This is a genomic window from Vibrio sp. S9_S30, assembly GCF_014694455.1.
Lineage (GTDB): Bacteria > Pseudomonadota > Gammaproteobacteria > Enterobacterales > Vibrionaceae > Vibrio.
In genome coordinates, this window is the sequence record NZ_JAAUWT010000001.1 from 50,293 (window position 1) to 73,998 (window position 23,706).

Sequence of the window (23,706 nt, forward strand, 5' to 3'; positions counted from 1 at the left end):
ATATTTATATTAACAGCAATTGGGATTAAGCCCTTGGATGGTGAAGAAAGGTGACACAGTCGTTACAAGATTCTTTAGTAGTGCAGAAGTTCGGTGGAACTTCAGTTGGTTCGATTGAGCGTATTGAGGCGGTTGCGAAGCGCATCATTAAGACCAAGCAAGAAGGGAAGCAGCTTGTGGTTGTCGTATCTGCAATGTCAGGAGAGACAAACCGTTTGTTAGGGTTGGCTCAACAGATTGATTCTGTACCCACCGCTCGAGAGTTAGACGTATTGTTATCGGCAGGCGAGCAAGTCTCAATGGCTCTTTTAGCCATGACTTTGAACAAGAAAGGTGTGAATGCCGTGTCACTTACTGGCGGTCAAGCGGGTATTAAGACAAACGGTGTTCACAACGACGCATCTATCGAATCGATTGATACCAATACGATTCAGAATTATCTAGATAATGGCTACGTAGTGATCGTCGCAGGCTTTCAGGGGGTAACTGAAAGTGGCAATATTACCACTCTTGGGCGTGGAGGATCGGACACGACCGCAGTGGCGCTCGCTGGAGCACTCAATGCTGCCGAATGTCAGATTTTCACCGACGTTGATGGCATTTACACCTGCGATCCTCGCATCGTAAAAAGTGCGCGTAAGCTAGTGGAAATTGACTTTCCCACTATGGAAGAAATGGCGAGGAAAGGAGCGAAAGTATTGCACTTACCTTCTGTCATTCATGCTTGGAAGCATGGTGTTCCCTTACGTGTACTTTCCTCCTTTTCAGAGGATGCAGGAACGCTGGTGACTGGGGAGCACGCTGATAACCCGTTGTGCGGGCTCGCTATCCAGCGCGATCTGGTTATCGTTGAAGTCAAATCAAGCGCTTTACAGTCCATTCGAGATCAAAGCCAAATGCTAGGGATTGATGTGTGGGCGACAGTAGAAGATAAAGAAGTCTCCGATATTGTCGTGCCACAGAGCTCGCTCGCAAAATTATCACTTGTTGCTTCTGATTGTATCGAAAAGATAACTCAGGTATCCGCAATCAGCTGTGTAGGCGAGCGGGTGCTAGAAGTACACACTGCGCTTACTGATGTATTCGCACTGCATCAAATTCCATTGTTAGGTGAAGTGAAGAGCCACCGCTCTTGTACATACTTCATTGAACCCGAGAGAGTAGAAGAGATATCAAATCATCTTCACAATTTTATTGTGGCTGACCATTTAGAGTTTGATGGGCACCAAAAGCTAATGGTTTCATAGTCAAATAACATTATGGAATTGTTAATTGTCGAAGATGGTGACATCATAGAGAAAAATAAATCAGAGATTACTCAAGGAGCACAAGAATGCTAATTTTGACTCGCCGCGTAGGTGAAACTCTTATGATCGGTGATGAAGTGACTGTCACCGTTCTAGGTGTTAAAGGTAACCAGGTTCGAATTGGTGTTAATGCACCAAAAGAAGTATCGGTACACCGTGAAGAAATCTACATGCGTATACAAGCCGAGAAGGGCAACGGTGGTTCTGCTTCTGGTAACTACTAACCTTAACAAGGTCAGCAAACGCTGGCCTTTTTATCACGGTTTAAATGGTGTGTAACAGGAAAAGTTTAATTTCCCGCCGCTTTGATTAAATACCCAACGCTTAAGCTGTTTTTTGCAAATTATGCCAAGAAAATGTTTGACATATTTTTGGTAAATCGTAATATGTGCCTCCGCAAGACGGTGAGGTGGCCGAGAGGCTGAAGGCGCTCCCCTGCTAAGGGAGTATACGGTTTGTAGCCGTATCGAGGGTTCGAATCCCTCCCTCACCGCCATTCTTGCAAAACTCTTATAAATGTTGATATTTTTAACACCTAATAAGATACAGCGCGCTCGTAGCTCAGCTGGATAGAGTACCTGGCTACGAACCAGGCGGTCGAAGGTTCGAATCCTTCCGAGCGCGCCATTATTCCTAATTTTTGGGAATATAATGCGGTGAGGTGGCCGAGAGGCTGAAGGCGCTCCCCTGCTAAGGGAGTATACGGTTTGTAGCCGTATCGAGGGTTCGAATCCCTCCCTCACCGCCATTTATTGGCCTGAGGTCAATTTTTTTGTTTCTGATGAAATGAAATGTGACATGCTTCACAACCTGCGCGCTCGTAGCTCAGCTGGATAGAGTACCTGGCTACGAACCAGGCGGTCGAAGGTTCGAATCCTTCCGAGCGCGCCATTATTTAAAACTGTAAGGCAGCAGCCATACATACTTCGCGTCCTTAGCTCAGCTGGATAGAGTACCTGGCTACGAACCAGGCGGTCGGAGGTTCGAATCCTCCAGGACGCGCCACTATCAAGGGTCATTTGATCCTGATATTATTTCGGTAATATCGAATGCAGCGCGCTCGTAGCTCAGCTGGATAGAGTACCTGGCTACGAACCAGGCGGTCGAAGGTTCGAATCCTTCCGAGCGCGCCATTATTTAAAACTGTAAGGCATCAGCCATACAGACTTCGCGTCCTTAGCTCAGCTGGATAGAGTACCTGGCTACGAACCAGGCGGTCGGAGGTTCGAATCCTCCAGGACGCGCCACTATCAAGGGTCATTTGATCCTGATATTACTTTGGTAATATCAAATACAGCGCGCTCGTAGCTCAGCTGGATAGAGTACCTGGCTACGAACCAGGCGGTCGAAGGTTCGAATCCTTCCGAGCGCGCCATTTAAATAAAAAGCCCTGCAATAGCGGGGCTTTTTGCTATCTATTAACATCTTGTTATCATCTCATTATCTTTATCATTACATCTTGTTGTTTTTAAAGAATAAAAACTATTTTTTTAACTTCCTCTCAGTATTCGACATAGAATTTCATTATGTTTGGTAAAAGCCGTACTAACTATGGTGAAATCGTCTTTATGTGGCGTATTTGCGTGCAATAACTAGTCAAAAAAGCCGCATCTTTGTGCAGAATATTAAATAGCTTATTAAACAAAATTGACAAAATTTTACCAATCGAGATAATCCTAGACCACTTATGCTCACTATATTGAGGGAGTGTATGCATGAGTTATTGTCAGGATGACATAGAAAGGAAGCAACATGACTAATATTGGAAGCCTGCTAGGAGATGCGGCGGTCCTTATGCTTACTGGCATGGCCGTTGTTTTCATATTCCTAACCATTCTCGTTTATTTTGTTCGGTTATTGTCCAAGTTGGTGCCAGAAGAAGCACCTCAGCCGAGCATTGCACCAGTACAAGCAAAAAAAATTCAATCCAGTACTTCTGGAGTGCAGCCACAGGTGATTGCAGCAATTTCTGCTGCGATACATCAACATCGTGCGTCTGCTGTGAAGTAATGTCGGATAAAAATTAAAAGGAGTTAATCAGCATGTCTAAACCACTTGCTCTTACCGATGTGGTGCTGCGTGATGCGCACCAGTCATTGTTTGCCACGCGTATGCGTCTTGACGATATGTTACCTATCGCGGCGGAATTAGATAAAGTTGGGTACTGGTCATTAGAAACTTGGGGTGGTGCAACATTTGATGCATGCATTCGTTTCTTAGGAGAAGATCCATGGGAGCGTTTACGTGAGCTAAAAAAAGCCATGCCAAACACACCAATGCAAATGCTATTACGTGGTCAAAACCTTCTGGGCTATCGGCATTATGCGGATGATGTGGTTGAGAAATTTGTGGAGCGTGCACATGCGAACGGCATGGATGTGTTCCGTATTTTTGATGCGATGAATGATGTGCGAAACTTCCAAAAAGCAGTGAAAGCGGCTGTTGATGTTGGCGCACACGCTCAAGGTACTTTGTCTTATACAACCAGCCCTGTGCATAACGCTGATACATGGGTTGATTTGGCGAAACGTCTAGAGGATCTTGGGTGTCACTCTTTATGTATTAAAGATATGTCAGGTCTTCTTAAGCCCTATGAAGCAGAAGAGCTGATCACCCGAATTAAGTCATCATGTAATGTTCCATTAGCATTGCACTGCCATGCGACTACGGGGCTTTCTACTGCAACTGCGGTGAAAGCGGTAGAAGCGGGGATCGATATTTTAGATACGGCCATTTCTTCAATGAGTTGTACTTATGGTCATACGCCAACGGAAACCGTCGTTGCCATGCTACAAGGCACTGAGCGTGACACGAATCTAAAACTTGATGAAATTGAACCTATTGCGGCTTATTTCCGCGAAGTACGTAAAAAGTATGCGAAATGGGAAGGGCAACTGAAAGGTGTCGACTCTCGTATTCTGATCGCTCAAGTACCGGGTGGTATGCTGACGAACATGGAAGGGCAGCTAAAAGAGCAAGGTGCGGCGGATCGTCTGGATGAAGTATTAGAAGAGATCCCTAAAGTACGTAAAGATCTTGGTTACATTCCACTGGTTACTCCTACATCTCAGATCGTAGGTACACAAGCGGTGATCAATGTCTTAACAGGTGAGCGCTACAAGAGCATCACCAAAGAAACGGCGGGTTTACTCAAAGGTGAATACGGTGCTGCACCAGCAGAGCTCAATGCCGAACTTCAAGCCAAAGTGCTTGAAGGCGCTGAGCCGATTACTTGCCGTCCTGCGGATCTTTTGACAGCTGAATTACATATTCTAACCGATGATCTTATCGCGAAAGCGAAAGAGGACGGAATCTCATTAGCAGAGGATATCGTCGATGATGTCCTAACCTATGCATTGTTCCCTCAAGTTGGTCTTAAGTTTCTTAAGAACCGTAATAACCCTGATGCATTTGAGCCCGCTCCAGGTACAGAGCTTGTTGAAACGGAAGTGGCACTTGCGCCAGCAGCCTCTGCTCCAGTACAAGGTGGTGTAGAAGCCTACAGCGTGAAAGTGGATGGTCAGGTTTACAATGTGGAAGTGGGACCTCAAGGGCAGCTGACCTCCGTTATGCCGACGTCTGCACCTCAATCAGCAACCGTGACGCCCACAGCGAGTAATGCAGAAACGGTTCCTGCTCCATTGGCTGGAAACATATTTAAAGTCAATGTATCACTAGGATCAGAAGTTGCAGAAGGTGATGTTCTACTCATTCTTGAGGCGATGAAGATGGAAACCGAAGTGCGTGCTGCACGTAGTGGTGTTGTTCAAGATATTCACGTGAAAGAAGGTGATGCCGTGACGGTAGGTGCACCACTATTAAGCCTAGCGTAAGGGAGCATCATGGAAGGATTGTTGACCCTTTGGGCTGAAACAGGGATCGCCAACTTCGAGTTCGGTCAAATTTGTATGATCCTTGTGGGCTGTGCGCTTTTGTACCTTGCGATAGCAAAAGGTTTTGAACCTCTTCTATTGCTGCCTATTGGTTTTGGTGCTGTTTTAGCGAATATCCCCAATGCTGGGTTTACCGATGAAGGCGGCTTACTCTATTTTGTCTATTACATCGGCATTGAGTCTGGTGTGTTTCCTCTCCTTATTTTTATGGGCGTCGGGGCAATGACAGACTTTGGTGCGCTCATTGCTAACCCTAAAACCTTGTGGTTAGGAGCGGCGGCACAGTTTGGTATATTTGCGACTTTGTTTGGTGCAATTTTACTCAACTACGTACCGGGTATGGAATTCAGTATGGCTGATGCATCCTCTATCGCTATTATCGGTGGTGCTGATGGTCCAACGGCTATTTTCTTAGCCAGCCAGTTGTCGCCAGACTTATTAGGTGCGATCGCTGTTGCGGCATACAGCTACATGGCGCTAGTTCCCATTATTCAACCGCCTATCATGAAGGCGTTGACTAACCCTGAAGAACGTAAAATTCAGATGGCTCAGCTTCGCCATGTAAGTAAAGGTGAAAAAGTACTGTTTCCGTTAGCCGTTTTGCTAATGACAATTCTTTTCTTACCTTCGGCAACACCTTTGGTTGGGATGTTTTGTCTTGGTAACTTGATGCGTGAAGCCGGCGTGGTTGATCGGCTTTCAAACACCGCTCAAAACGAACTGATCAACATTGTGACTATTTTCTTAGGTCTTGGTGTTGGCTCTAAACTCCAAGCTGAGCAGTTTTTGAACTTTGAGACTTTGGGTATCTTAGCTCTTGGTGCTGTGGCATTCAGTATTGGTACGGGTGCGGGGGTTCTTATGGCTAAGTTATTGAATAAGTTTTCTAAAGAAGACATCAACCCATTGATTGGAGCGGCTGGTGTATCCGCTGTTCCTATGGCTGCTAGGGTAGTAAACAAAGTCGGTTTAGAAGCTAACCCTCAGAACTTCCTTCTTATGCACGCAATGGGACCTAATGTAGCAGGTGTACTTGGAAGTGCAGTGGCCGCCGGTATTTTGTTGGCATTAGTGGGGTAATGTTCAATGAAATTGAGATCTGATGGTTAACCAAACATCGTAAAATGGTTTATAGTCAAAGGGATGCTTCTGCATCCCTTTCATTTTTTTGAGTATCAAGAGAACTTGTGTATGACGGACAACAAGAAAGTGGTAATTACCCAGTTTGGTGAGCCTGATGTGTTAGCCATTCAAAGTGAAGCCATACCGGAGCCTGGTGTGGGTGAAGTATTGGTAAAGGTGCATTTTGCTGGCGTAAACCCTATTGACGTTAAAACAAGAAAAGGACTAGGTTGGGCGGCGGAAGCTAACAAAGATAACCTCCCTTGGACACCGGGGTATGATATCTCGGGGGTGATTGAAAAGTGTGGTGAAGAAACCAAAGCGTTTCAGGTGGGCAGTTTTGTCGCAGGTCTTATCGGTTTTCCTACTCAGGCGGGTGGCTATAGTCAGTATGTCTGTGTGAAGGAAGAGCAGCTTAGCCTTGTACCAGATAGCGTAACGTTAGAAGCAGCGGCTGTCTTACCCGTTGCTGGTCAAACCGCCGCTCAGGCACTGAACAAAGCGAAAGTCACTGGAAAGGATCGTGTATTGATTTTGGCGGGGGCTGGTGGTGTTGGGCATTTAGCGATTCAATTCGCTGTAGCCGCTCAAGCGGAAGTCTTCACCACATGCAGTGAAGATAATTTAGACTATTTGGCAACCCTTGGTGCACATGCGATCAACTATCAGTTTGCGCCAGTATCTGAACGTGTCGAAGATGTCGATGTGCTTATTGATTTGATTGGCGGTGATGCGGCCTTAGATGCATTGAAATGCTTGAAAGACAATGCGCGAGTTGTTACGGTTCCGACAAACACTGCCGATCTCATCTGTGACAAAGCCAAAATGTTAGGCTTTGAAGCAAGTGGGATGTTGGTAGAGCCTGATACAGAGCAGTTAGACGCCATGCTTTACATGGTGAGTGTCGGCATTGTGAAAACAGAGGTTCAACAGATCTTCTCTTATACTGATGTTGCCAAGGCACATGAACATGTTGAAGGTGGTCACACCCGAGGCAAGGTGTTGCTTGACATGAAATGTTAGATGGCTTTACTGAATGGTTTAGCCAGTCCGCGTTATGGGTCCTCTTTTCAACCGGTTTTTTAAGTGCGACCTTATTGCCTGGCGGATCCGAAGCCAGTCTATTGATTGCCTTAAAATTGAATCAATACCCCGTCATTCAACTTGTGTTAGTTGCCACCCTTGGTAATACTTTGGGAGGTGTAACCAATTATTGGATCGGACTTTTTCTTCCAAATAGAACCCAACCGGAAAAATACGGTCATAAAGCTTTACAGTGGATAAAGCAATATGGCTATATCACTCTTCTATTCAGTTGGCTGCCGATTGTGGGTGATCCGCTCTGTTTGGCAGCTGGCTGGCTCAGAATGAAATTTATACCTTGTCTAATTCTCATCGCCATAGGCAAAGCGATACGTTATAGCGTGATCGCGGCAGCATTCGTCGGTTTTTAAAGGAGTTTTCATGAGAAAAGTTTGGTTTGGTGCAATTGCGTCATTCTTTGTCGCGGGTTGTTCTTCTCTTGTACCCGTCTCTTTTTTCTCTTCATTACCTGAAGGGGTCACTCTTGTCGAAGAAGTTAAACCACAATCTGGCAAGGTTGTGATTCCATACAAAAAATACCAACTCGATAATGGATTAACCGTCATTCTTGCACCGGATGACTCCGACCCTCTCGTGCATGTCGATGTGACCTATCATGTGGGGAGTGCGCGTGAAGAAATAGGAAAATCGGGCTTTGCTCACTTCTTTGAACACATGATGTTTCAAGGGAGTGAAAATGTGGGTGATCAAGAGCATTTCCGAATCATCACTGAAGCGGGTGGAACATTAAACGGAACCACGAACAGAGATAGAACCAATTACTTTGAAACGGTTCCTGCAAACCAGTTGGAAAAAGTGCTTTGGTTAGAGTCAGACCGCATGGGCTTTTTACTTGACGCCGTTTCTCAAAGAAAATTTGAAATCCAAAGAGACACGGTGAAAAACGAGCGCGCACAAAACTACGACAATCGACCTTATGGGCTAATATGGGAACGCATTGGTGAAGCGATGTACCCAGAAGGTCACCCCTATTCTTGGCAGCCGATTGGTTATGTCGAAGATCTTGACCGCGTTGATGTGAACGATTTAAAAGCGTTTTTCCTCAAATGGTATGGTCCAAACAACGCCACGTTGACCATTGGTGGTAATTTTGATACTGAAGAAACCCTAAATTGGATTAATCAATATTTCGGCTCCATCCCAGTTGGACCTGAAGTGAAAGAAGCCGATAAGCAGCCAGCGACATTAGCAGAAGATCGTTACATCACTTTAGAAGATAGAATCCAACAGCCTATGCTTGTGGTGTCGTGGCCAACAGCCTATCAAGGTCACAAGACCAACTCCTCGCTCGAAATGCTATCAACCGCACTGGGTGATGGTAAAAACAGCATGCTCTATCAGCAGTTTGTTCAATCAGGAAAAGCGGTCGATGCAGGCGCTTTTCAGGACTGTGCGGAGCTCGCTTGTACCTTCAACGTTTATGTTATGGCAAAGGCAGGTGAATCAGGCAACCTTGAACCCATTTACAATGAGCTAATGGACAGCCTGAAAACGTGGTCGGAGAAAGGTGTTTCTCAATATCAGCTTGAGGCGATGATTGGTCGAGCAGAAGCAAACGCCATTTTTGGATTGGAAAGTGTGGGAGGCAAGGTGACCCAACTGGCATCGAATGAGACCTTCTTTGGTCAGCCGGATCGCATTGAAGAACAATTAGAGCAGCTTAGATCGGTTACTCCGGACAGTGTTCAATCGGTGTATCAGCAGTACCTAGTAAACAATCACAAAGTGGTGTTGAGTGTTGTACCGAAAAACAAAACCGACTGGGCAGTTAAGCCAGCGACTTTTGTTACGCCGAAGCGCACCTTACCTGAATATCAAAAAGTCAAAGAATCCGATCTGACATATCGCAAAGCGGTCGATACATTTGATCGTTCGGTCGTGCCAAAAATTTCAGGTGCAGTTAAAGGGACGATGCCTGATTTATACCGAATCTATTTAGACAGTGGTGTTGAAATTCTAGGAACCGTCAGTGATGAAACACCAACCGTTCAGATTGATATTAAACTGCCCGCCGGAAATCGTTACGTTGCCGAAGGGCAAGAAGGGTTGGCTGGCTTAACAGCAACCATGATGACAGAAGGTACGCTGAAACGCTCTGCAAAAGAAATTCAAACAGAGTTAGACCGATTAGGAAGTTATGTTTCATTTGATGTTGGCGCTTATTCAACGTCTATTAGCGTGTCTGTGCTGGAGAAAAATCTTTCGGAAACGTTGGCTCTGGTGGAAGAAATGATTCTGGAGCCTGCATTTCGTGAGAGTGATTTTGAGCGGATTAAGCAGCAAGCGATCCAAGGTCTTGTTTATGAGCATCAGAAACCAAGTTGGTTGGCCTCTCAAGCCACCCGTCAAGTGTTATTCAACGGCAGCCGTTTTGGTCGTTCTAGCGATGGGACGATGGCCTCAATCAGTCGTTTGACACTCGAAGATGTGAAAACGTTCTATAACGAACACTACACGCCTCAAGGCGCGCAAGTTGTCATTGTTGGCGATATCAAGAAGCGAGAGGCAAAGACATCACTGTCATTCTTGAGCGAATGGGAAGGCAATTCGGCGCCACTGTATACACCTCAAGTGATTAAGCCACTCGAAGGTCAAACCCTCTTTTTGGTAGATAAGCCAGGTGCGCCTCAAAGCATCATTCGATTGGTTAAACAAGGGCTGCCTTTTGATACCACGGGTGAGATGTATTTAGGGCAACTGGCAAACTACAACTTGTCTGGAAACTTTAACAGTCGGATTAATCAAAACTTACGTGAAGATAAAGGCTATACCTACGGTGCATACGGGAATGTGTATGGAATGAAAGAGGCAGGTCTGATTGTCTTTTCTGCTGATGTTCGTGCCGATGTAACGGTGGAGTCGGTGGAAGAAATCATCAATGAGCTTAATGAGGTTTCAACGAACGGTTTAACAGAAGAAGAACTGCAATTTATGCGATTAGCGCGTGGTCAGGCAGATGCGCTGAAGTATGAAACTCCATCGAAGAAGTCTAAGTTACTTTCTAGGATACTGACGTATTCTTTAGAAGAAGACTATCTAGAGCAGCGTGATAACCTATTGCAATCGGTTGAACTTTCTACATTAAACAGCGTAGCGGCTAAGTGGTTTAACCCATCCGACTTTCAAATTATCATTGTAGGAGATGCTGAAAAATTGGCACCAAAGTTGAAAAAGTTTGGACTGCCTATCAAAAAACTTGAAATTGAACAGTAGAGCACACATAACTGTTGATTAGGAGCCGTTGATCCTTATCAACAGTTCCTATAGCGGTATGCATAATGTGAGTGTTGTATGCATCTCTGACATGAATACCAATAGAAGCGGACTTAACGTTCTCATTTATTGGTATTTGCTTCAATTTCATAGTAATCAAAGACCAGAATGATTATTCTAGCCTAATACTAAACAGATAAGTGAACTGAGTTTTGACTGTATTCTCCGAGCGACTTCAGAAGGTCGCAAAAGACCCTTCTATTTTTGAGCAGTATGGGCGTGGCGTAGAAAGAGAGTCGTTACGCTACACTTCAGATGGTCATTTAGCACAGACACCTCATCCTAAAGCGTTGGGGTCGGCACTTACTAATCGGTGGGTGACGACCGACTTTTCTGAATCATTGTTGGAATTTATCACCCCTGTTTCCCATTCAGTAAGCGACGTAATCCATCAGTTATCGGATGTGCACCACTTTACTCAGAAGAAGCTGGATGACGAAAAGTTGTGGCCGCTGTCAATGCCGTGTTTCATTAAGAACGAAGACGACATCGCACTGGCTCGGTACGGTGAGTCAAATACTGGCAAAATGAAGACTTTATACCGGGAAGGTCTAAAGCGCCGGTATGGCAGTTTGATGCAGGTGATTTCTGGTGTTCACTTTAACTTTTCTTTTCCTGAAAGCTTTTGGGATGCGCTATACGGCAAGCAAGAGCAAAAAGCGCGTGAAGAAGCAAAGTCGAATGCGTATTTTGGTTTAATTCGAAACTACTATCGATTTGGTTGGATGATTCCGTTTTTCTATGGCGCGTCTCCTGCATTGTGTCCGTCATTCATTCGAGGCAGAGATTCCAAATTGCCCTTTGAAAATATTGGCGAAACGCTCTATTTGCCAGAAGCGACCTCTCTTCGTTTAAGTGATTTGGGTTACACCAATAGCGCGCAAAGTGAGTTGAAAATTGGGTTCAACAGTTTGAATCAGTATCTCGAAGGTTTGAATGCGGCCATTCATACCCCATCGGCAGAGTTTGCTCAAATGGGGGTTAAAGTGGATGGTGAATACCGTCAGTTGAACTCGAATGTGCTGCAAATCGAAAATGAGTTGTACGCTCCAATACGCCCGAAACGTGTCACTCGTTCAGGTGAAAAACCCTCTGAAGCACTTCATCGTGGAGGGGTCGAATACATCGAAGTTCGCTCGCTAGATGTGAACCCATTTAGTCCAGTCGGAGTCAATGAACAGCAAATCCGCTTCCTCGATTTATTCCTTACTTGGTGTGTGTTGTCTGAATCGGAAGAAATGGATAATTGTGAGCTCGAATGTTGGCGAGACAACTGGAGCAAAGTCATCTTAGAAGGTCGAAAAGTTGGGTTAGAGCTGCAAATTGGTTGCAAAGGTGAACGACTTACCCTTCAAGACTGGGGGCATAGAGTATTCAATGAACTTCGCTTAATCGCAGAAATGATGGATGAGCAACATGGCTCGAGAGAATACCAAAAAGTGTGCGATGAATTGGAAACTTGGATTGATCAGCCTGATTTAACCATATCTGGTCAGCTTCTAGCACAAACGAAGAAACATGGTGGGATTGTGGGCATTGGTATGCATTTAGGGAAAGCGTATAAAGAAGCTCACCTGAATCATCAGTATCAGATCTACAATGAAGAGATGATGGAACAAGAGGTTCTAGATTCTCGTGAAGCACAATCTCGTATCGAAGCGAATGAAACACAACCTTTTGATGCTTTCTTGGATGGCTACTTTTCCTACTTGAAGCAATAAAAGAAGCAATAAAACAAATGAAGATAAAACCGTTTTTATTGGTTGTGTTGACCAGTTCAGTGCTCATGGGGTGTGCGACCGCACCGCCTAAAAAGCAGAACAACTTGTGCGACATCTTTAAAGAGAAGCCCAGCTGGTATGATGATGCGAAAGACATGGAATATAAATGGGGAACGCCCATCAATGTCGCCATGGCTTTTATTAAGCAAGAAAGCAGTTTTGTCCACGATGCTAGACCGCCAAAAGATTATTTATTAGGGTTTATTCCTTGGGGGAGAGTCAGCAGTGCGTACGGTTATGCGCAAGCTCAAGATCCGGCATGGAGTGACTTTCAAAAGGCAACCAATCATGGCGGGTCAAGAACGAACTTCGATGATTCCATTATGTTCGTAGGTTGGTATACTCACGAAACTCAGAGACAACTGGGTATTTCTAAATGGGATGCCTATAATCAGTATTTAGCTTATCACGAAGGTCGCGGCGGTTATAAACGCAAGACCTATGCCAGCAAACCATCGCTTAGAAAAGTTGCACGAAAAGTCGAGCAGCAAGCGAAAGACTATGGCTGGCAACTTAAACAATGTGAAGATGAGTTGGAAAGCAGCAGGAGCTGGTTTTTCTAACCGTTATAACAAGGGATTTATCCGATGCCATTACTAGATAGTTTCACCGTTGATCACACTAAGATGAACGCTCCTGCGGTTCGCGTGGCGAAAACCATGCAGACGCCAAAAGGGGATACGATCACCGTATTCGATTTGCGATTCACTGCGCCAAACAAAGACATTCTTTCAGAAAGAGGCATCCACACGTTAGAGCATCTGTATGCTGGCTTCATGCGTACACATTTGAATGGCTCTAATGTGGAAATCATCGATATTTCACCGATGGGCTGTCGTACTGGCTTTTACATGAGTCTGATTGGTACACCAACAGAATCTCAAGTCGTTGAAGCGTGGCTAGCTTCCATGAAAGATGTATTGAAAGTAGAGAGCCAGAATCAAATTCCAGAATTGAATGAATATCAGTGCGGAACGGCGGAAATGCACTCACTTGATGAAGCAAAAGCGATTGCCACTGCGATCATTGATGCTGGTATCGCTGTAAATAAAAATGATGAACTGGCTTTGCCAGAATCAATGTTAAAAGAACTAAGCGTCAAGTAAATAAGCCCCACCTCAACCTTACGTTCAAAAATTGAAGGTCAATATACTTCAAAATAGATGCATTAAGCTCATTGATATAATGAGCTTTTTATCGCTCTTGATTCGTGCTCGATAGATCCGCAGCAATCATACTTCCGCTTGGTACTCTTTCCATCATTATGTTCAAGGGCTTTATTCCTTGGCAGAGTTTCTTTGTTCTTAATACGAGCAATTTCTGACTTTACAGCCTTTGTGACCTCTTTACATTTTTCTTCATAATAAGGGGGGCGCTATTTATCATCATGAAAACTTGAAGAAGAGAGGTTCTCACTCTTAAATCTGAAAGGAAAGCGGGCAAGGCAAAGAGTCATGGCGTTGTATTGGATAAACGCCCTGAGTTTTCAGGGCGTGAAAGTCAACGTTATTGATGGGAAGGGTACACCTTGACTAACTTGATCTTGTTCTCGGTAAAATCAATGATTTCCATTGGGTGGCTCGCTACTTGAATACTGAGCCGGCTTTCGGGAATGTCTTCTAGGTGCTCTAGGATAAGCCCGTTTAATGTTCTTGGACCATCGGTTGGAAGCTCCCAGCTCAAACCTTTGTTTATATCTCTGATATTGGCACTGCCTTCAATTAAGAAACTTCCATCGTTTTGTGGTGTAATTTCGTCAGCAAGGCTCGGTGCCATTGAGGTCGTAAACTCGCCAACAATCTCTTCCAAGATATCTTCAAGCGTAATTAACCCAATGATGTCACCGTATTCATTTACAATCAGACCGATGCGCTCTTTATTGCGTTGGAATTTGAGTAATTGCACATTCAAAGGTGTGGCTTCAGGAATGAAGTACACCTCATCGGCTGCTCTTAATAGCGTTTCTTTGATGAATTCATTCTTGTCTAGCATCAGGCGGTAAGACTCTCTTAACCTCAGCATTCCCACGACTTCGTCAATTTGGTCACGGTAAAGAACAACCCTGCCATGTGGTGAGTGCGTTAACTGACGAACGATAGACTTCCAATCGTCATTAATGTCGATTCCCGTGATTTCATTACGAGGTATCATAATGTCATTTACGGTAACGTGCTCTAAATCTAGGATAGAGATCAGCATGTCCTGGTGACGACGAGGGATCAGTCCGCCAGCTTCATTCACCACGGTCCGGAGCTCTTCAGAGCTCAAATGATCGTCGTCGCCGTGTTTGGCTTTTATGCCAAGGATGCGCAAGAACCCGTTGGTAATAAAGTTGACGAGCAGCACCAAGGGTGACAGTATTTTCATTAGCAGAGTCAGCACGACGGAGCTGGCATAGGAGACTTTTTCAGGGTAAAGAGAGGCCAGTGTTTTAGGTGTGACCTCAGCAAAGACAAGGACAACGAGCGTCAGCACACCAGTCGCTATTGCAACCCCTAAATCACCGTATAAGCGCATTCCTAAAATAGTAGCGATGGCAGATGCGAGGATATTGACTAGGTTATTACCAATCAGAATCAGACCGATCAATCGGTCTGGGCGATCCAGTAGTTTCTCAACTCGGCGAGCACCTTTATGTCCTTCGTTAGAAAGGTGTTTGAGGCGGTATCTGTTGAGCGACATCATCCCCGTTTCAGAACCAGAAAAGTAACCGGAAATGACGATCAGTATCGCCAGCAGGGCAAATAAGACGCCCGTTGATATATCATCCAAAGTTGTAACTGTCCTTATATTACTGAATGGTTGAAGTAATGAGCAAAAAAAGCGATCTTCTTCAACTTTTAGAGTGCTTGAAAAAGAAATGCAAGTATAAATCAGCTAAGAATGATCTCTCGCACAAAGCGACTACCAAAGTAAGCAAGAGTGAGCAATGTCGCACCACTTACTGCAAACCAAGTCACTTTTTTCCCACGCCAACCTTGTTGATAGTGTCCCCACAAAAGCACGGTATAGATAACCCAAGCGATAAAAGACAAAATAGCCTTATGCGCTTTGCCTTGTGTGAACATGTCTTGAACAAATACGTAGCCTGTCAGCAATGTTGCCGATAAGAGCACAGTTCCAATCAAAATGATCTTGAAAAGCTGCCTTTCGACCATCATTAATGGAGGCAGGTTAGGGTTTATGGCGAGGGCTTTTTTGGCTTTGAGTTTATGATCGAGCCATGCCAGCTGCAGTGCGTAAAGCGCAGCGATAGTTAGTGTCGAGTATGAAAACAACGCTAAAGAAATATGGATCAACAGCTTGGGGTCGTTTTCTAAATGCGTGATGTAAGCACTTGGCAAAAATGTGGCGGCAGATAAATTGATGGCTGAAAACCCGTAAACAACGGGCAGCAAAAACCATAAGCGTGTTTTGAACATTGAGGCGCTCATCACCAATGAAATAATGAAGCTGATGAGAGAAGCAACATTGAGAATGCTTAAGTTCTGCCCTGATCCGTCAAAGATAAGATCACTAAGAAGCCATGCATGGAAAACCAAAGCCAAAAGAGCGCTAACAAATACGGTACGCGTTTTAATGCCTGTTTGATTGGCAAGGCCTGGAACGATGGTCGCGACGGCCAAGAAATAAAGAATAACAGCTGTAACCGTAATCAAGTTTTCCATGGTTTCCACAATTTTACTGTCAGAATAAGGGATTATACCCAAGTGACCTGCAAGTTCATAGCATATACTCAAGCTACCTCAAGATGCTAGGTTCAGCGGCTTCTTATCAATAGATTGGGGCTTGGTTTTCAGGCAAGGCACCGATTTGAAAATCTGGTGGTTCTAATTCAAGAATCAGTAACGCCGCATGAAAACCAAGCAAACTCGCCCTTGGGTGCTTATCTTCTGTCCCATTTCATCGTCAAAGAACTTGGAAAGGGCTCGACATTCCACTGCGTTAGTTCTTTGCGAATAGAGAGGCTTGAACCGCAACAGAAGATAGAGCTCTGAATCCTGCACCTTGAGGTAGCTTGAGTATAGATACTGAAGTCACTTCAAGGATTCACGGCACACAAGACAGACACTCGTGTGTGTATATTGTATACTCGCGGCAAAGTATCGCATTGATTAGGCGAATAAGTAATGTTTGAGAATTTAACAGATAGACTATCCAGTACGCTGAAAAACATCAGCGGTAAAGGTCGACTGACCGAAGACAATATCAAAGACACTCTGCGTGAAGTGCGAATGGCACTGTTGGAAGCCGATGTTGCGCTTCCCGTTGTTCGAGACTTCGTAAAACGCGTGAAAGAAGGCGCGGTGGGGGTTGAAGTTTCTAAGTCTCTGACGCCCGGTCAAGAGTTCATCAAGATAGTTCAAAACGAACTGGAAGCGGTAATGGGGGAGTCAAACGAGGCTCTTAACCTTGCGGCTCAACCGCCAGCGGTGATTCTCATGGCGGGTTTACAAGGTGCGGGTAAAACCACCAGTGTCGGTAAACTCTCTAAGTTATTGACGGAGCGCGATAAGAAAAAAGTATTGGTTGTTTCTGCGGACGTCTATCGCCCTGCCGCGATAAAGCAGCTTGAAACATTGGCGAGTGATGTTGGCGTCGACTTTTTCCCATCATCAGCGGACCAAAAACCGATTGATATCGCGAATGCCGCTATCGATCATGCGAAGAAGAAGTTTTATGACGTTCTTGTAGTCGATACTGCGGGTCGCCTCGCTGTCGATCATGAAATGATGGAAGAAATTCAGGAACTCCATTCTGCCATTACGCCTGTTGAAACCTTGTTTGTGGTGGATGCCATGACAGGTCAAGATGCGGCGAACACCGCAAAAGCATTTGGCGATGCGCTTCCACTAACCGGTGTTATCTTAACGAAAGTGGATGGTGATGCGCGTGGCGGTGCGGCGTTATCTGTCCGTCATATCACAGGTAAACCCATTAAATTTTTGGGTGTGGGTGAAAAAACCGATGCTCTGGAAGCATTCCATCCTGATCGTATTGCCTCTCGTATTTTGGGTATGGGTGACGTATTGTCACTTATCGAAGATTTACAGCGTAATGTTGACCAAGATAAAGCGGAAAAGCTGGCAAGGAAATTCAAAGAGAAGAAAGGCTTCGATTTGGAAGATTTCCGTGAGCAGCTTGGTCAGATGCAGAACATGGGTGGCATGATGGGAATGATGGACAAGCTACCAGGTATGTCTCAGCTACCGGATAACGTGAAAGATAAAGTTGACGACAAGATGTTCAAGCAAATGGAAGCCATCATTAATTCCATGACGATGAAAGAGCGTCAGCGCCCAGAGATCATTAAAGGTTCGCGTAAAAAGCGCATTGCTTCGGGCTCAGGTACCCAAGTGCAAGACGTCAATCGCATGCTAAAACAATTCACTCAAATGCAAAAAATGATGAAAAAAATGCAGAAGGGTGGCATGAAAGGCATGATGAGAAACATGCAAAGTATGATGGGTGGAATGGGCGGTGCCGGCGGAGGCTTTAACCCGTTTGGACGCTAACATTTGGCCGATAACAACAGTAACCATGTGAAAAGGAAGCGAGTGAAATCGCTTCCTTTTTTGTATGAGGGACTCCATACATATCGACGTTTCGATAAAAGCGCAAAAAATCAAACGTCCTCAAAATGCAAGGGTTCAAGAGCTGCTTTCTGATTCATTTCGAAGAAAGGAGCATATTGAGCTGACACGAAAGTAAATAATGAAAAATTCAACAGATGCTCGCTAGAACAATGCAAGGTGAGTATTTTTTCAAGTTGTTATCGTGCTCACATAAAATTGTCGCGTATTCATGTGGTGAAAAAATAGCTAAAAGCCTTGCAATGACTAGTAATAAGAGTAAAATTCCGGAGCTTTATTTTGGCACGAGACCCCAAATTTCTCGGTAATCAGAGAGATTGATGGGGTTATATTTATTTTTGAGAAAGCAAAGAGGACGACATGGTAACCATTCGTTTGGCACGTCACGGCGCGAAGAAGCGTCCATTTTATCAAATCGTAGTAGCGGACAGCCGCAATGTTGCAACTGGCCGTTTTATCGAGAAAGTGGGTTTCTTTAACCCGACAGCTCAAGGTCAAGAAGAAGGTCTACGTCTAGACCTAGATCGTGTTAACCATTGGGTTGGTCAAGGCGCGAAGGTTTCTGACCGCGTAGCTAAGCTAGTTAAAGACGCTCAAAAAGCAGCTTAATTCTTTTAGAGAAGATAATTAGTTTATGTCGATGAAGGATAAAGAAACGATGAGCGAGCAAGTCGAAAAAATTGTTGTAGGTAAGTTTGGTGCTTCTTACGGCATTCGTGGCTGGCTTAAGGTTTTTTCCTACACAGACAATGCTGAGAGTATTTTTGACTATAGCCCTTGGTTTATTAAACAAAAGGGTGATTGGGTGGAATGCAAAGTTGAAAGTTGGAAGCGCCATAACAAAGGTATGGTGTGTAAATTAGAAGGTTTAGAGATCCGTGAGGAAGCTCACCTGCTAACCAATGTTGAAATTGCGATAAACCCCGCTTCTCTTCCTGAATTGTCAGAAGATGAATTCTACTGGCGTGAATTGTTCGGTATGCAAGTTATTACCACAAAAGGTTATAACCTTGGTGAGGTCGTTGACCTGTTAGAAACTGGCTCGAACGATGTTTTGGTTGTGAAAGCGAATCTAAAAGATGCTTTTGGCCAAAAGGAACGATTAATTCCGTTCCTTGAAGAGCAAGTGATCATTCAAGTTGATCGCGAAGCTCAACGGATCGAAGTTGACTGGGATCCTGGATTCTAGCTTCAAAATTTAGAGCGAGAGAACACATGTGGGTTGGCGTAATTAGCCTTTTTCCTGAAATGTTCCGTTCTGTTACGGATTTTGGAGTAACAGGTCAAGCGATTAAAAAAGGTCTTTTGTCGGTAGAGACATGGAATCCTAGAGATTTTACTCACGACAAACATCGCACTGTCGATGATAGGCCTTACGGTGGTGGTCCTGGTATGTTGATGATGGTTCAGCCTTTGCGCGATGCCATTCAAACAGCCAAACAAGCCTCACCGGGAAAGACGAAAGTCATTTACCTTTCTCCTCAAGGTCGAAAGCTCGACCAACAGGGAGTTGAAGAATTGGCAACGAATGAGAATTTGCTTCTTATTTGTGGTCGTTACGAAGGGGTAGATGAGCGCATCATACAATCTGAGGTTGATGAAGAATGGTCAATCGGAGATTTTGTGATGACGGGCGGTGAAATACCAGCCATGACGCTAATTGATTCCGTCTCTAGGTTTGTACCTGGTGTACTGGGGGATTTTGCATCGGCAGAGGAAGATTCCTTTGCGAATGGCTTGTTAGATTGCCCGCACTATACGCGCCCTGAAGTATTGGATGGCATTGAAGTACCCAGTGTACTAAAGTCCGGAAATCATAAGGATATTCGTCGCTGGCGATTGAAACAATCGCTAGGTCGCACCTGGATTAGAAGACCAGAGCTTCTGGAAAACCTAGCTCTGACTGACGAACAGGAATTATTACTTGCCGAGTTTATCAGAGAACATCGAAGCAAGTAACCTATTGAATTTAGTATCAGTTTATTCTAGGAATTTATAAAATGAGCAACATCATCAAAGCTCTTGAGCAAGAGCAAATGAAATCAGATCTACCTAAATTTGCACCAGGTGACACTGTTGTAGTTCAGGTAAAAGTAAAAGAAGGTGACCGTGAGCGTCTACAGGCATTCGAAGGCGTTGTAATCGCTATTCGTAACCGTGGTCTACACTCTGCATTTACAGTTCGTAAGATCTCGAACGGTGAAGGCGTAGAGCGTACGTTCCAAACTCACTCACCAATTATTGATAGCATTGAAGTTAAGCGCCGTGGTGCAGTACGTCGTGCCAAACTGTACTACCTACGTGATCGTTCTGGTAAGTCAGCTCGTATTAAAGAGAAACTTGCTAAGAAGTAATGCTGATTGCATTCTCATAGAAACACGGGCTCTCCAACTGGGAGCCCGTTTTTTTTTGAGAGGCAGAATGGTTTTAGTTTGTCTATTGGGTATACACTCTGAGTAATCTTCTAGAGCCTCTTTGAGTTCTGTACGTTGTAATTAAAAAGGAAAGTCAATGAAACGTCTTCATATTGCTGCAGCTGTAATATTGAATCCGACTAAAAACCAAGTCTTCATCACTAAAAGGGCAGACAAAGCACACAAAGGCGGTTTGTGGGAGTTTCCTGGTGGCAAGGTGGAAGAAGGTGAAACAGCTCAGGATGCAACCATTAGAGAGCTTTATGAAGAGATTGGGATAAAAGTGACCGCTTTAAGTCATTTTGAGTCACTAAAACACGATTATCCCGACAAATCTTTAGAGTTTGATTTCTTTGTTGTAACGGGTTTTGAAGAAGAGCCTTATGGGAAAGAGGGGCAACAGGGAGGTTGGGTGAGTATAGTGGATCTTCAGCAGTTTGACTTTCCAGAAGCCAATGTACCAGTATTGGAAAAGGTGATGAGTATTTACGGTACTCCCGCAACTTAATACTAGTTAGCCTCACCTTGAGATAAGACGTATTTGAATCAATTGAATGTAGAAAGAGACGCGTAAGGCGTCTCTTTTTAATTTCATTGAGGCAGACATGAAAATCAGTGAGCTTCTTCTGACCAACCATCAGAGTCGGACATGTCCGGTGCACCTGCAATGGCTTTTTCTTCCTCCGCCCACTCGCCAAAGTCAATGAGTTGACATTTTTTGCAGCAGAAAGGGCGAAAAGTGCTTTTTTCTCCCCATTGCACATCAGTTTGGCAAGTTGGGCATTTTACGATAGTCACGTTATTCATAGTGTGCTTTTGATTCGGTTCTGATGAGTGTTGATTCTAGCATGTTTTTCCGTGACAAGAAGCACAGACTCTAGCAGCAAATGGTCAGATCAAATTCGACATCATGTGGGTAAGCTTGCCCTGATCCAAAACTCATAAACTTTATGGCAAAGCGATTCTTATGACCTGAAATCATCGGGTAAACACCGTACTCCAATGGGATGTTCAAGCGCAGAATATTGGCTTCTTCTGCGTCACTTTGGAAAAAACCAGCACGGGCGATGATCGGTTTTTCGTACCCGGTTTCTCTTGTCAGTTGCAACCACAGGTGCAAAGCGGAGGTTAAGGGTTGTAACGTGTCAAGCCAGCCTTCAATGTCTCTTTTCCTATTTTCATCAGGTTGGTGTAGCCAAAAATGCAGTGAGGGTAAATCGAAGCAACAGGATCCGCCTGGTAAATTGAACCGTTGGCGAATGGTGCTTAAGAAGCGATCTTCTTTTAAGGATTGACCAAAGCGCTCCGCTGCCATGAGTTCCTTATGCACATCATCGATGTTTGAGAGAACGGCTTGAAGCATATCTTGGTCAACGCCATCCACATTGAGCCAAGATTTGTAGGACAGGCGTTGTTTTTCTAAATCTTTAGCAAGCTCAGATTTCATTTGAATTTGCTCAAATATTTCAAGCAAGTCAAAAATAGGGCGAAAGAACAGCGGGTATTGAACGGTATCCACTTTTGCCGCTGCGTGACTCATTTGTCGCAATAGCGATTCCACTCTAAGGTAAATTCGAGTTTTTTCATTTAATGGATGTTCAAATTTATGAGTGGTCATGAAAAACGCCTTTGTGCTCCTTTTGCGGTTATTGTGGCTTAGTGACTCATTGCCATGTATTTATGATGTAGTGCCGTAACTTGCGCCAATAAATCACACTCTGGTGAGTCATTGTCGATGACGTTATTAGCGTAGCTCAAGCGCTCCTCACGTGTTGCTTGTGAATTCAAGATAGACTCAATTTGCGCTAGAGGTACATCATCCCGATTCATTGTACGCTGAATTTGCGTATCTCTTGTTACATCGACAACAAGTATTGTATCTGCCATCGACTGTAACTGGTTTTCTACCAGCAAAGGAACAACCAGCAGAGCGTAAGGCGATTGTACCTGTTTTAAGCTTTGCTTCATTTTCTGGCGAATCATCGGATGAAGCAAGTTATTAAGCCAAAGTTTTTCTTTTTCGTTCTCAAAAACTCTTGCTCTAAGCTTTATGCGATTCAATGAACCGTCTGAATTCAATATATCCGTTCCGAAATAGGCGGCAATTTGCTTTAACCCTTCAGAATGAGGTGCTACAACTTGTCTGGCTATAACATCAGCATCGACAATATCGATATTGAAGTGTTTTTGAAAAAGGTTCGCTACGGTTGTTTTCCCGCTTGCAATCCCTCCAGTTAAACCAACAACAAATGCCATGCTTTACCTTTAAATCGGATGTGGTGAAACAGTCTATCTAGGAATCACAACTAAATGCCAAGGAAATGTGAAAAATACCAACTTGTGATGTCTTTTCCAAACAATAAGGTAACCCAACCCGCTATAGCAAGGTAGGGACCAAAAGGAAAAGCTTGTTCTATGCCCTTTTTTTGCAATCTTAGCTGAATTACACCAAAGACAACACCCACTAAAGATGACATCAATATGATGATGGGCAAACTTTGCCACCCCAACCACGCGCCCAGTGCCGCGAGCAATTTGAAGTCCCCAAACCCCATGCCTTCTTTGCCTGTTAAAAGCTTGAATAGGTGATACACACTCCATAAACACAAGTAACCCGCTATTGCGCCGATTACAGCATCGGTGAGTGACACTGGGCTAACCTCAAAGAGTGAGAGCGCGATTCCAGCCCACATGAGGGGTAAGGTGAGTTGATCGGGGAGAAGTAAGGTATCGAAATCAATGAAAGTGGCAGCGATAAGCACAAACGTAAAAAACAGAAGTGCGACAGAGAAATAGCTAAATCCGAAATGGTTTGCAACAGCAAAACTCAAACCTGCGGTCAGCAATTCAATAAGAGGGTAGCGTGCGGAGATCGACGCATTGCATGCGTAGCATTTACCGCGCAGCAGTAACCAACTCAATACTGGAACATTATCTCGAATTCTGATTGGCGTATTGCACTTTTGGCAAGTGGAGCGTGGGACACTTAATGTGAGTTTTTTTGCTGGTGGCTCAATGTTGTATTCAGGAAAGGCATCGGCACACTCTTGTCGCCATTCGTTGTCCATCATTTTTGGAAGCCGATAAATAACGACATTCAAAAAACTACCAATGACTAACCCAAACACAGAAGCCATCAACGGAAATAGCCAAGGGTAGTAGTGAAAAGCGTCCATACAAGATCTCTAAGGTGAAATGTGTTTAGGGTCTGGAGACCA

Annotated in this window: 23 protein-coding genes and 8 tRNA genes; 25 read left to right on the forward strand and 6 right to left on the reverse strand. The window is 44.4% G+C overall.

The features are described from left to right. Positions 1-50: 50 nt before the first annotated feature. The 19 genes from HC752_RS00250 (at position 51) to luxS (ending at position 13,586) form a co-directional block, all read left to right on the forward strand. On the forward strand, positions 51-1,247 hold the full coding sequence (locus HC752_RS00250) for an aspartate kinase (protein WP_190333088.1): 1,197 nt from the start codon (positions 51-53) through the stop codon (positions 1,245-1,247). Positions 1,248-1,333: 86 nt separating this feature from the next. After that, positions 1,334-1,531: a carbon storage regulator CsrA gene (gene csrA / locus HC752_RS00255; RefSeq protein ID WP_101112495.1), complete on the forward strand. Its 198-nt coding sequence runs from the start codon at positions 1,334-1,336 to the stop codon at positions 1,529-1,531. A gap of 179 nt (positions 1,532-1,710) precedes the next feature. After that, positions 1,711-1,803, forward strand: a tRNA-Ser gene (locus HC752_RS00260). 54 nt (positions 1,804-1,857) lie between these two features. Then, a tRNA-Arg gene (locus HC752_RS00265) sits at positions 1,858-1,934 on the forward strand. 28 nt (positions 1,935-1,962) lie between these two features. Beyond that, positions 1,963-2,055 (forward strand) — tRNA-Ser (locus HC752_RS00270). Positions 2,056-2,121: 66 nt separating this feature from the next. After that, positions 2,122-2,198: transfer RNA gene (locus HC752_RS00275), tRNA-Arg, on the forward strand. A gap of 37 nt (positions 2,199-2,235) precedes the next feature. Further along, positions 2,236-2,312 (forward strand) — tRNA-Arg (locus tag HC752_RS00280). A gap of 51 nt (positions 2,313-2,363) precedes the next feature. Continuing rightward, positions 2,364-2,440, forward strand: a tRNA-Arg gene (locus tag HC752_RS00285). A 37-nt stretch (positions 2,441-2,477) separates the two neighbouring features. Continuing rightward, positions 2,478-2,554, forward strand: a tRNA-Arg gene (locus HC752_RS00290). A gap of 51 nt (positions 2,555-2,605) precedes the next feature. Then, a tRNA-Arg gene (locus HC752_RS00295) sits at positions 2,606-2,682 on the forward strand. A gap of 377 nt (positions 2,683-3,059) precedes the next feature. Beyond that, on the forward strand, positions 3,060-3,317 hold the full coding sequence (locus HC752_RS00300) for an oxaloacetate decarboxylase subunit gamma (protein WP_190333089.1): 258 nt from the start codon (positions 3,060-3,062) through the stop codon (positions 3,315-3,317). A 32-nt stretch (positions 3,318-3,349) separates the two neighbouring features. Further along, entirely contained in the window at positions 3,350-5,140 is a 1,791-nt protein-coding gene (oadA, locus tag HC752_RS00305) for a sodium-extruding oxaloacetate decarboxylase subunit alpha (RefSeq protein ID WP_190333090.1), read from the forward strand. Positions 5,141-5,149: 9 nt separating this feature from the next. Then, a complete protein-coding gene (locus HC752_RS00310; RefSeq protein WP_190333091.1) occupies positions 5,150-6,280 on the forward strand; it encodes a sodium ion-translocating decarboxylase subunit beta in 1,131 nt (376 codons plus the stop codon). Between the two features lie 111 nt (positions 6,281-6,391). Beyond that, positions 6,392-7,345, forward strand: coding sequence for an NADP-dependent oxidoreductase (locus tag HC752_RS00315; protein ID WP_190333092.1), 954 nt, complete (start codon positions 6,392-6,394; stop codon positions 7,343-7,345). Continuing rightward, positions 7,339-7,776, forward strand: a complete 438-nt coding sequence (locus tag HC752_RS00320; protein ID WP_190333093.1) for a YqaA family protein — start codon at positions 7,339-7,341, stop codon at positions 7,774-7,776. Before HC752_RS00315 ends, HC752_RS00320 begins: the two co-directional genes overlap by 7 nt. Before the next feature lie 10 nt (positions 7,777-7,786). Continuing rightward, entirely contained in the window at positions 7,787-10,639 is a 2,853-nt protein-coding gene (locus HC752_RS00325) for a M16 family metallopeptidase (protein WP_190333094.1), read from the forward strand. A gap of 212 nt (positions 10,640-10,851) precedes the next feature. Continuing rightward, positions 10,852-12,420, forward strand: coding sequence for a glutamate--cysteine ligase (gene gshA / locus HC752_RS00330; RefSeq protein WP_190333095.1), 1,569 nt, complete (start codon positions 10,852-10,854; stop codon positions 12,418-12,420). Positions 12,421-12,437: 17 nt separating this feature from the next. After that, entirely contained in the window at positions 12,438-13,043 is a 606-nt protein-coding gene (locus tag HC752_RS00335; RefSeq protein ID WP_190333096.1) for a transglycosylase SLT domain-containing protein, read from the forward strand. Positions 13,044-13,067: 24 nt separating this feature from the next. Next, positions 13,068-13,586, forward strand: coding sequence for an S-ribosylhomocysteine lyase (gene luxS / locus HC752_RS00340; protein ID WP_190333097.1), 519 nt, complete (start codon positions 13,068-13,070; stop codon positions 13,584-13,586). Between the two features lie 400 nt (positions 13,587-13,986). Here luxS and HC752_RS00345 read toward each other — a convergent pair whose 3' ends face one another. After that, on the reverse strand, positions 13,987-15,252 hold the full coding sequence (locus tag HC752_RS00345; protein ID WP_190333098.1) for an HlyC/CorC family transporter: 1,266 nt from the start codon (positions 15,250-15,252) through the stop codon (positions 13,987-13,989). 101 nt (positions 15,253-15,353) lie between these two features. Further along, positions 15,354-16,148, reverse strand: a complete 795-nt coding sequence (locus HC752_RS00350; protein WP_190333099.1) for a cytochrome C assembly family protein — start codon at positions 16,146-16,148, stop codon at positions 15,354-15,356. 462 nt (positions 16,149-16,610) lie between these two features. On the opposite strand from HC752_RS00350, the gene ffh reads away from it, so the two are divergent. From ffh to mutT, 6 genes are all read left to right on the forward strand, one after another. Then, a complete protein-coding gene (ffh, locus tag HC752_RS00355) occupies positions 16,611-17,996 on the forward strand; it encodes a signal recognition particle protein (protein ID WP_190333100.1) in 1,386 nt (461 codons plus the stop codon). A gap of 438 nt (positions 17,997-18,434) precedes the next feature. Next, positions 18,435-18,683 carry a 30S ribosomal protein S16 gene (gene rpsP, locus HC752_RS00360; protein ID WP_190333101.1) on the forward strand — a complete coding sequence of 83 codons (249 nt, stop codon included), beginning with the start codon at positions 18,435-18,437 and terminating at the stop codon, positions 18,681-18,683. Positions 18,684-18,708: 25 nt separating this feature from the next. Then, complete coding sequence (gene rimM / locus HC752_RS00365) at positions 18,709-19,263, forward strand: ribosome maturation factor RimM (protein WP_190333102.1); 555 nt, start codon at positions 18,709-18,711, stop codon at positions 19,261-19,263. A gap of 26 nt (positions 19,264-19,289) precedes the next feature. Next, complete coding sequence (gene trmD, locus HC752_RS00370; protein WP_190333103.1) at positions 19,290-20,033, forward strand: tRNA (guanosine(37)-N1)-methyltransferase TrmD; 744 nt, start codon at positions 19,290-19,292, stop codon at positions 20,031-20,033. 41 nt (positions 20,034-20,074) lie between these two features. After that, positions 20,075-20,428, forward strand: a complete 354-nt coding sequence (gene rplS / locus HC752_RS00375) for a 50S ribosomal protein L19 (protein ID WP_190333104.1) — start codon at positions 20,075-20,077, stop codon at positions 20,426-20,428. 157 nt (positions 20,429-20,585) lie between these two features. Beyond that, positions 20,586-20,996 carry an 8-oxo-dGTP diphosphatase MutT gene (gene mutT, locus HC752_RS00380; protein ID WP_190333105.1) on the forward strand — a complete coding sequence of 137 codons (411 nt, stop codon included), beginning with the start codon at positions 20,586-20,588 and terminating at the stop codon, positions 20,994-20,996. Between the two features lie 104 nt (positions 20,997-21,100). On the opposite strand, the gene yacG is transcribed toward mutT, so the two are convergent. The 4 genes from yacG to HC752_RS00400 all read right to left on the reverse strand — a co-directional run bounded on the left by yacG (position 21,101) and on the right by HC752_RS00400 (position 23,664). Next, a complete protein-coding gene (gene yacG / locus HC752_RS00385) occupies positions 21,101-21,295 on the reverse strand; it encodes a DNA gyrase inhibitor YacG (RefSeq protein WP_190333106.1) in 195 nt (64 codons plus the stop codon). A gap of 70 nt (positions 21,296-21,365) precedes the next feature. Then, complete coding sequence (gene zapD, locus HC752_RS00390) at positions 21,366-22,106, reverse strand: cell division protein ZapD (protein WP_190333107.1); 741 nt, start codon at positions 22,104-22,106, stop codon at positions 21,366-21,368. 38 nt (positions 22,107-22,144) lie between these two features. Continuing rightward, a complete protein-coding gene (gene coaE, locus HC752_RS00395; protein WP_190333108.1) occupies positions 22,145-22,744 on the reverse strand; it encodes a dephospho-CoA kinase in 600 nt (199 codons plus the stop codon). A gap of 50 nt (positions 22,745-22,794) precedes the next feature. After that, complete coding sequence (locus HC752_RS00400) at positions 22,795-23,664, reverse strand: prepilin peptidase (RefSeq protein ID WP_190333109.1); 870 nt, start codon at positions 23,662-23,664, stop codon at positions 22,795-22,797. Positions 23,665-23,706: the final 42 nt, after the last annotated feature.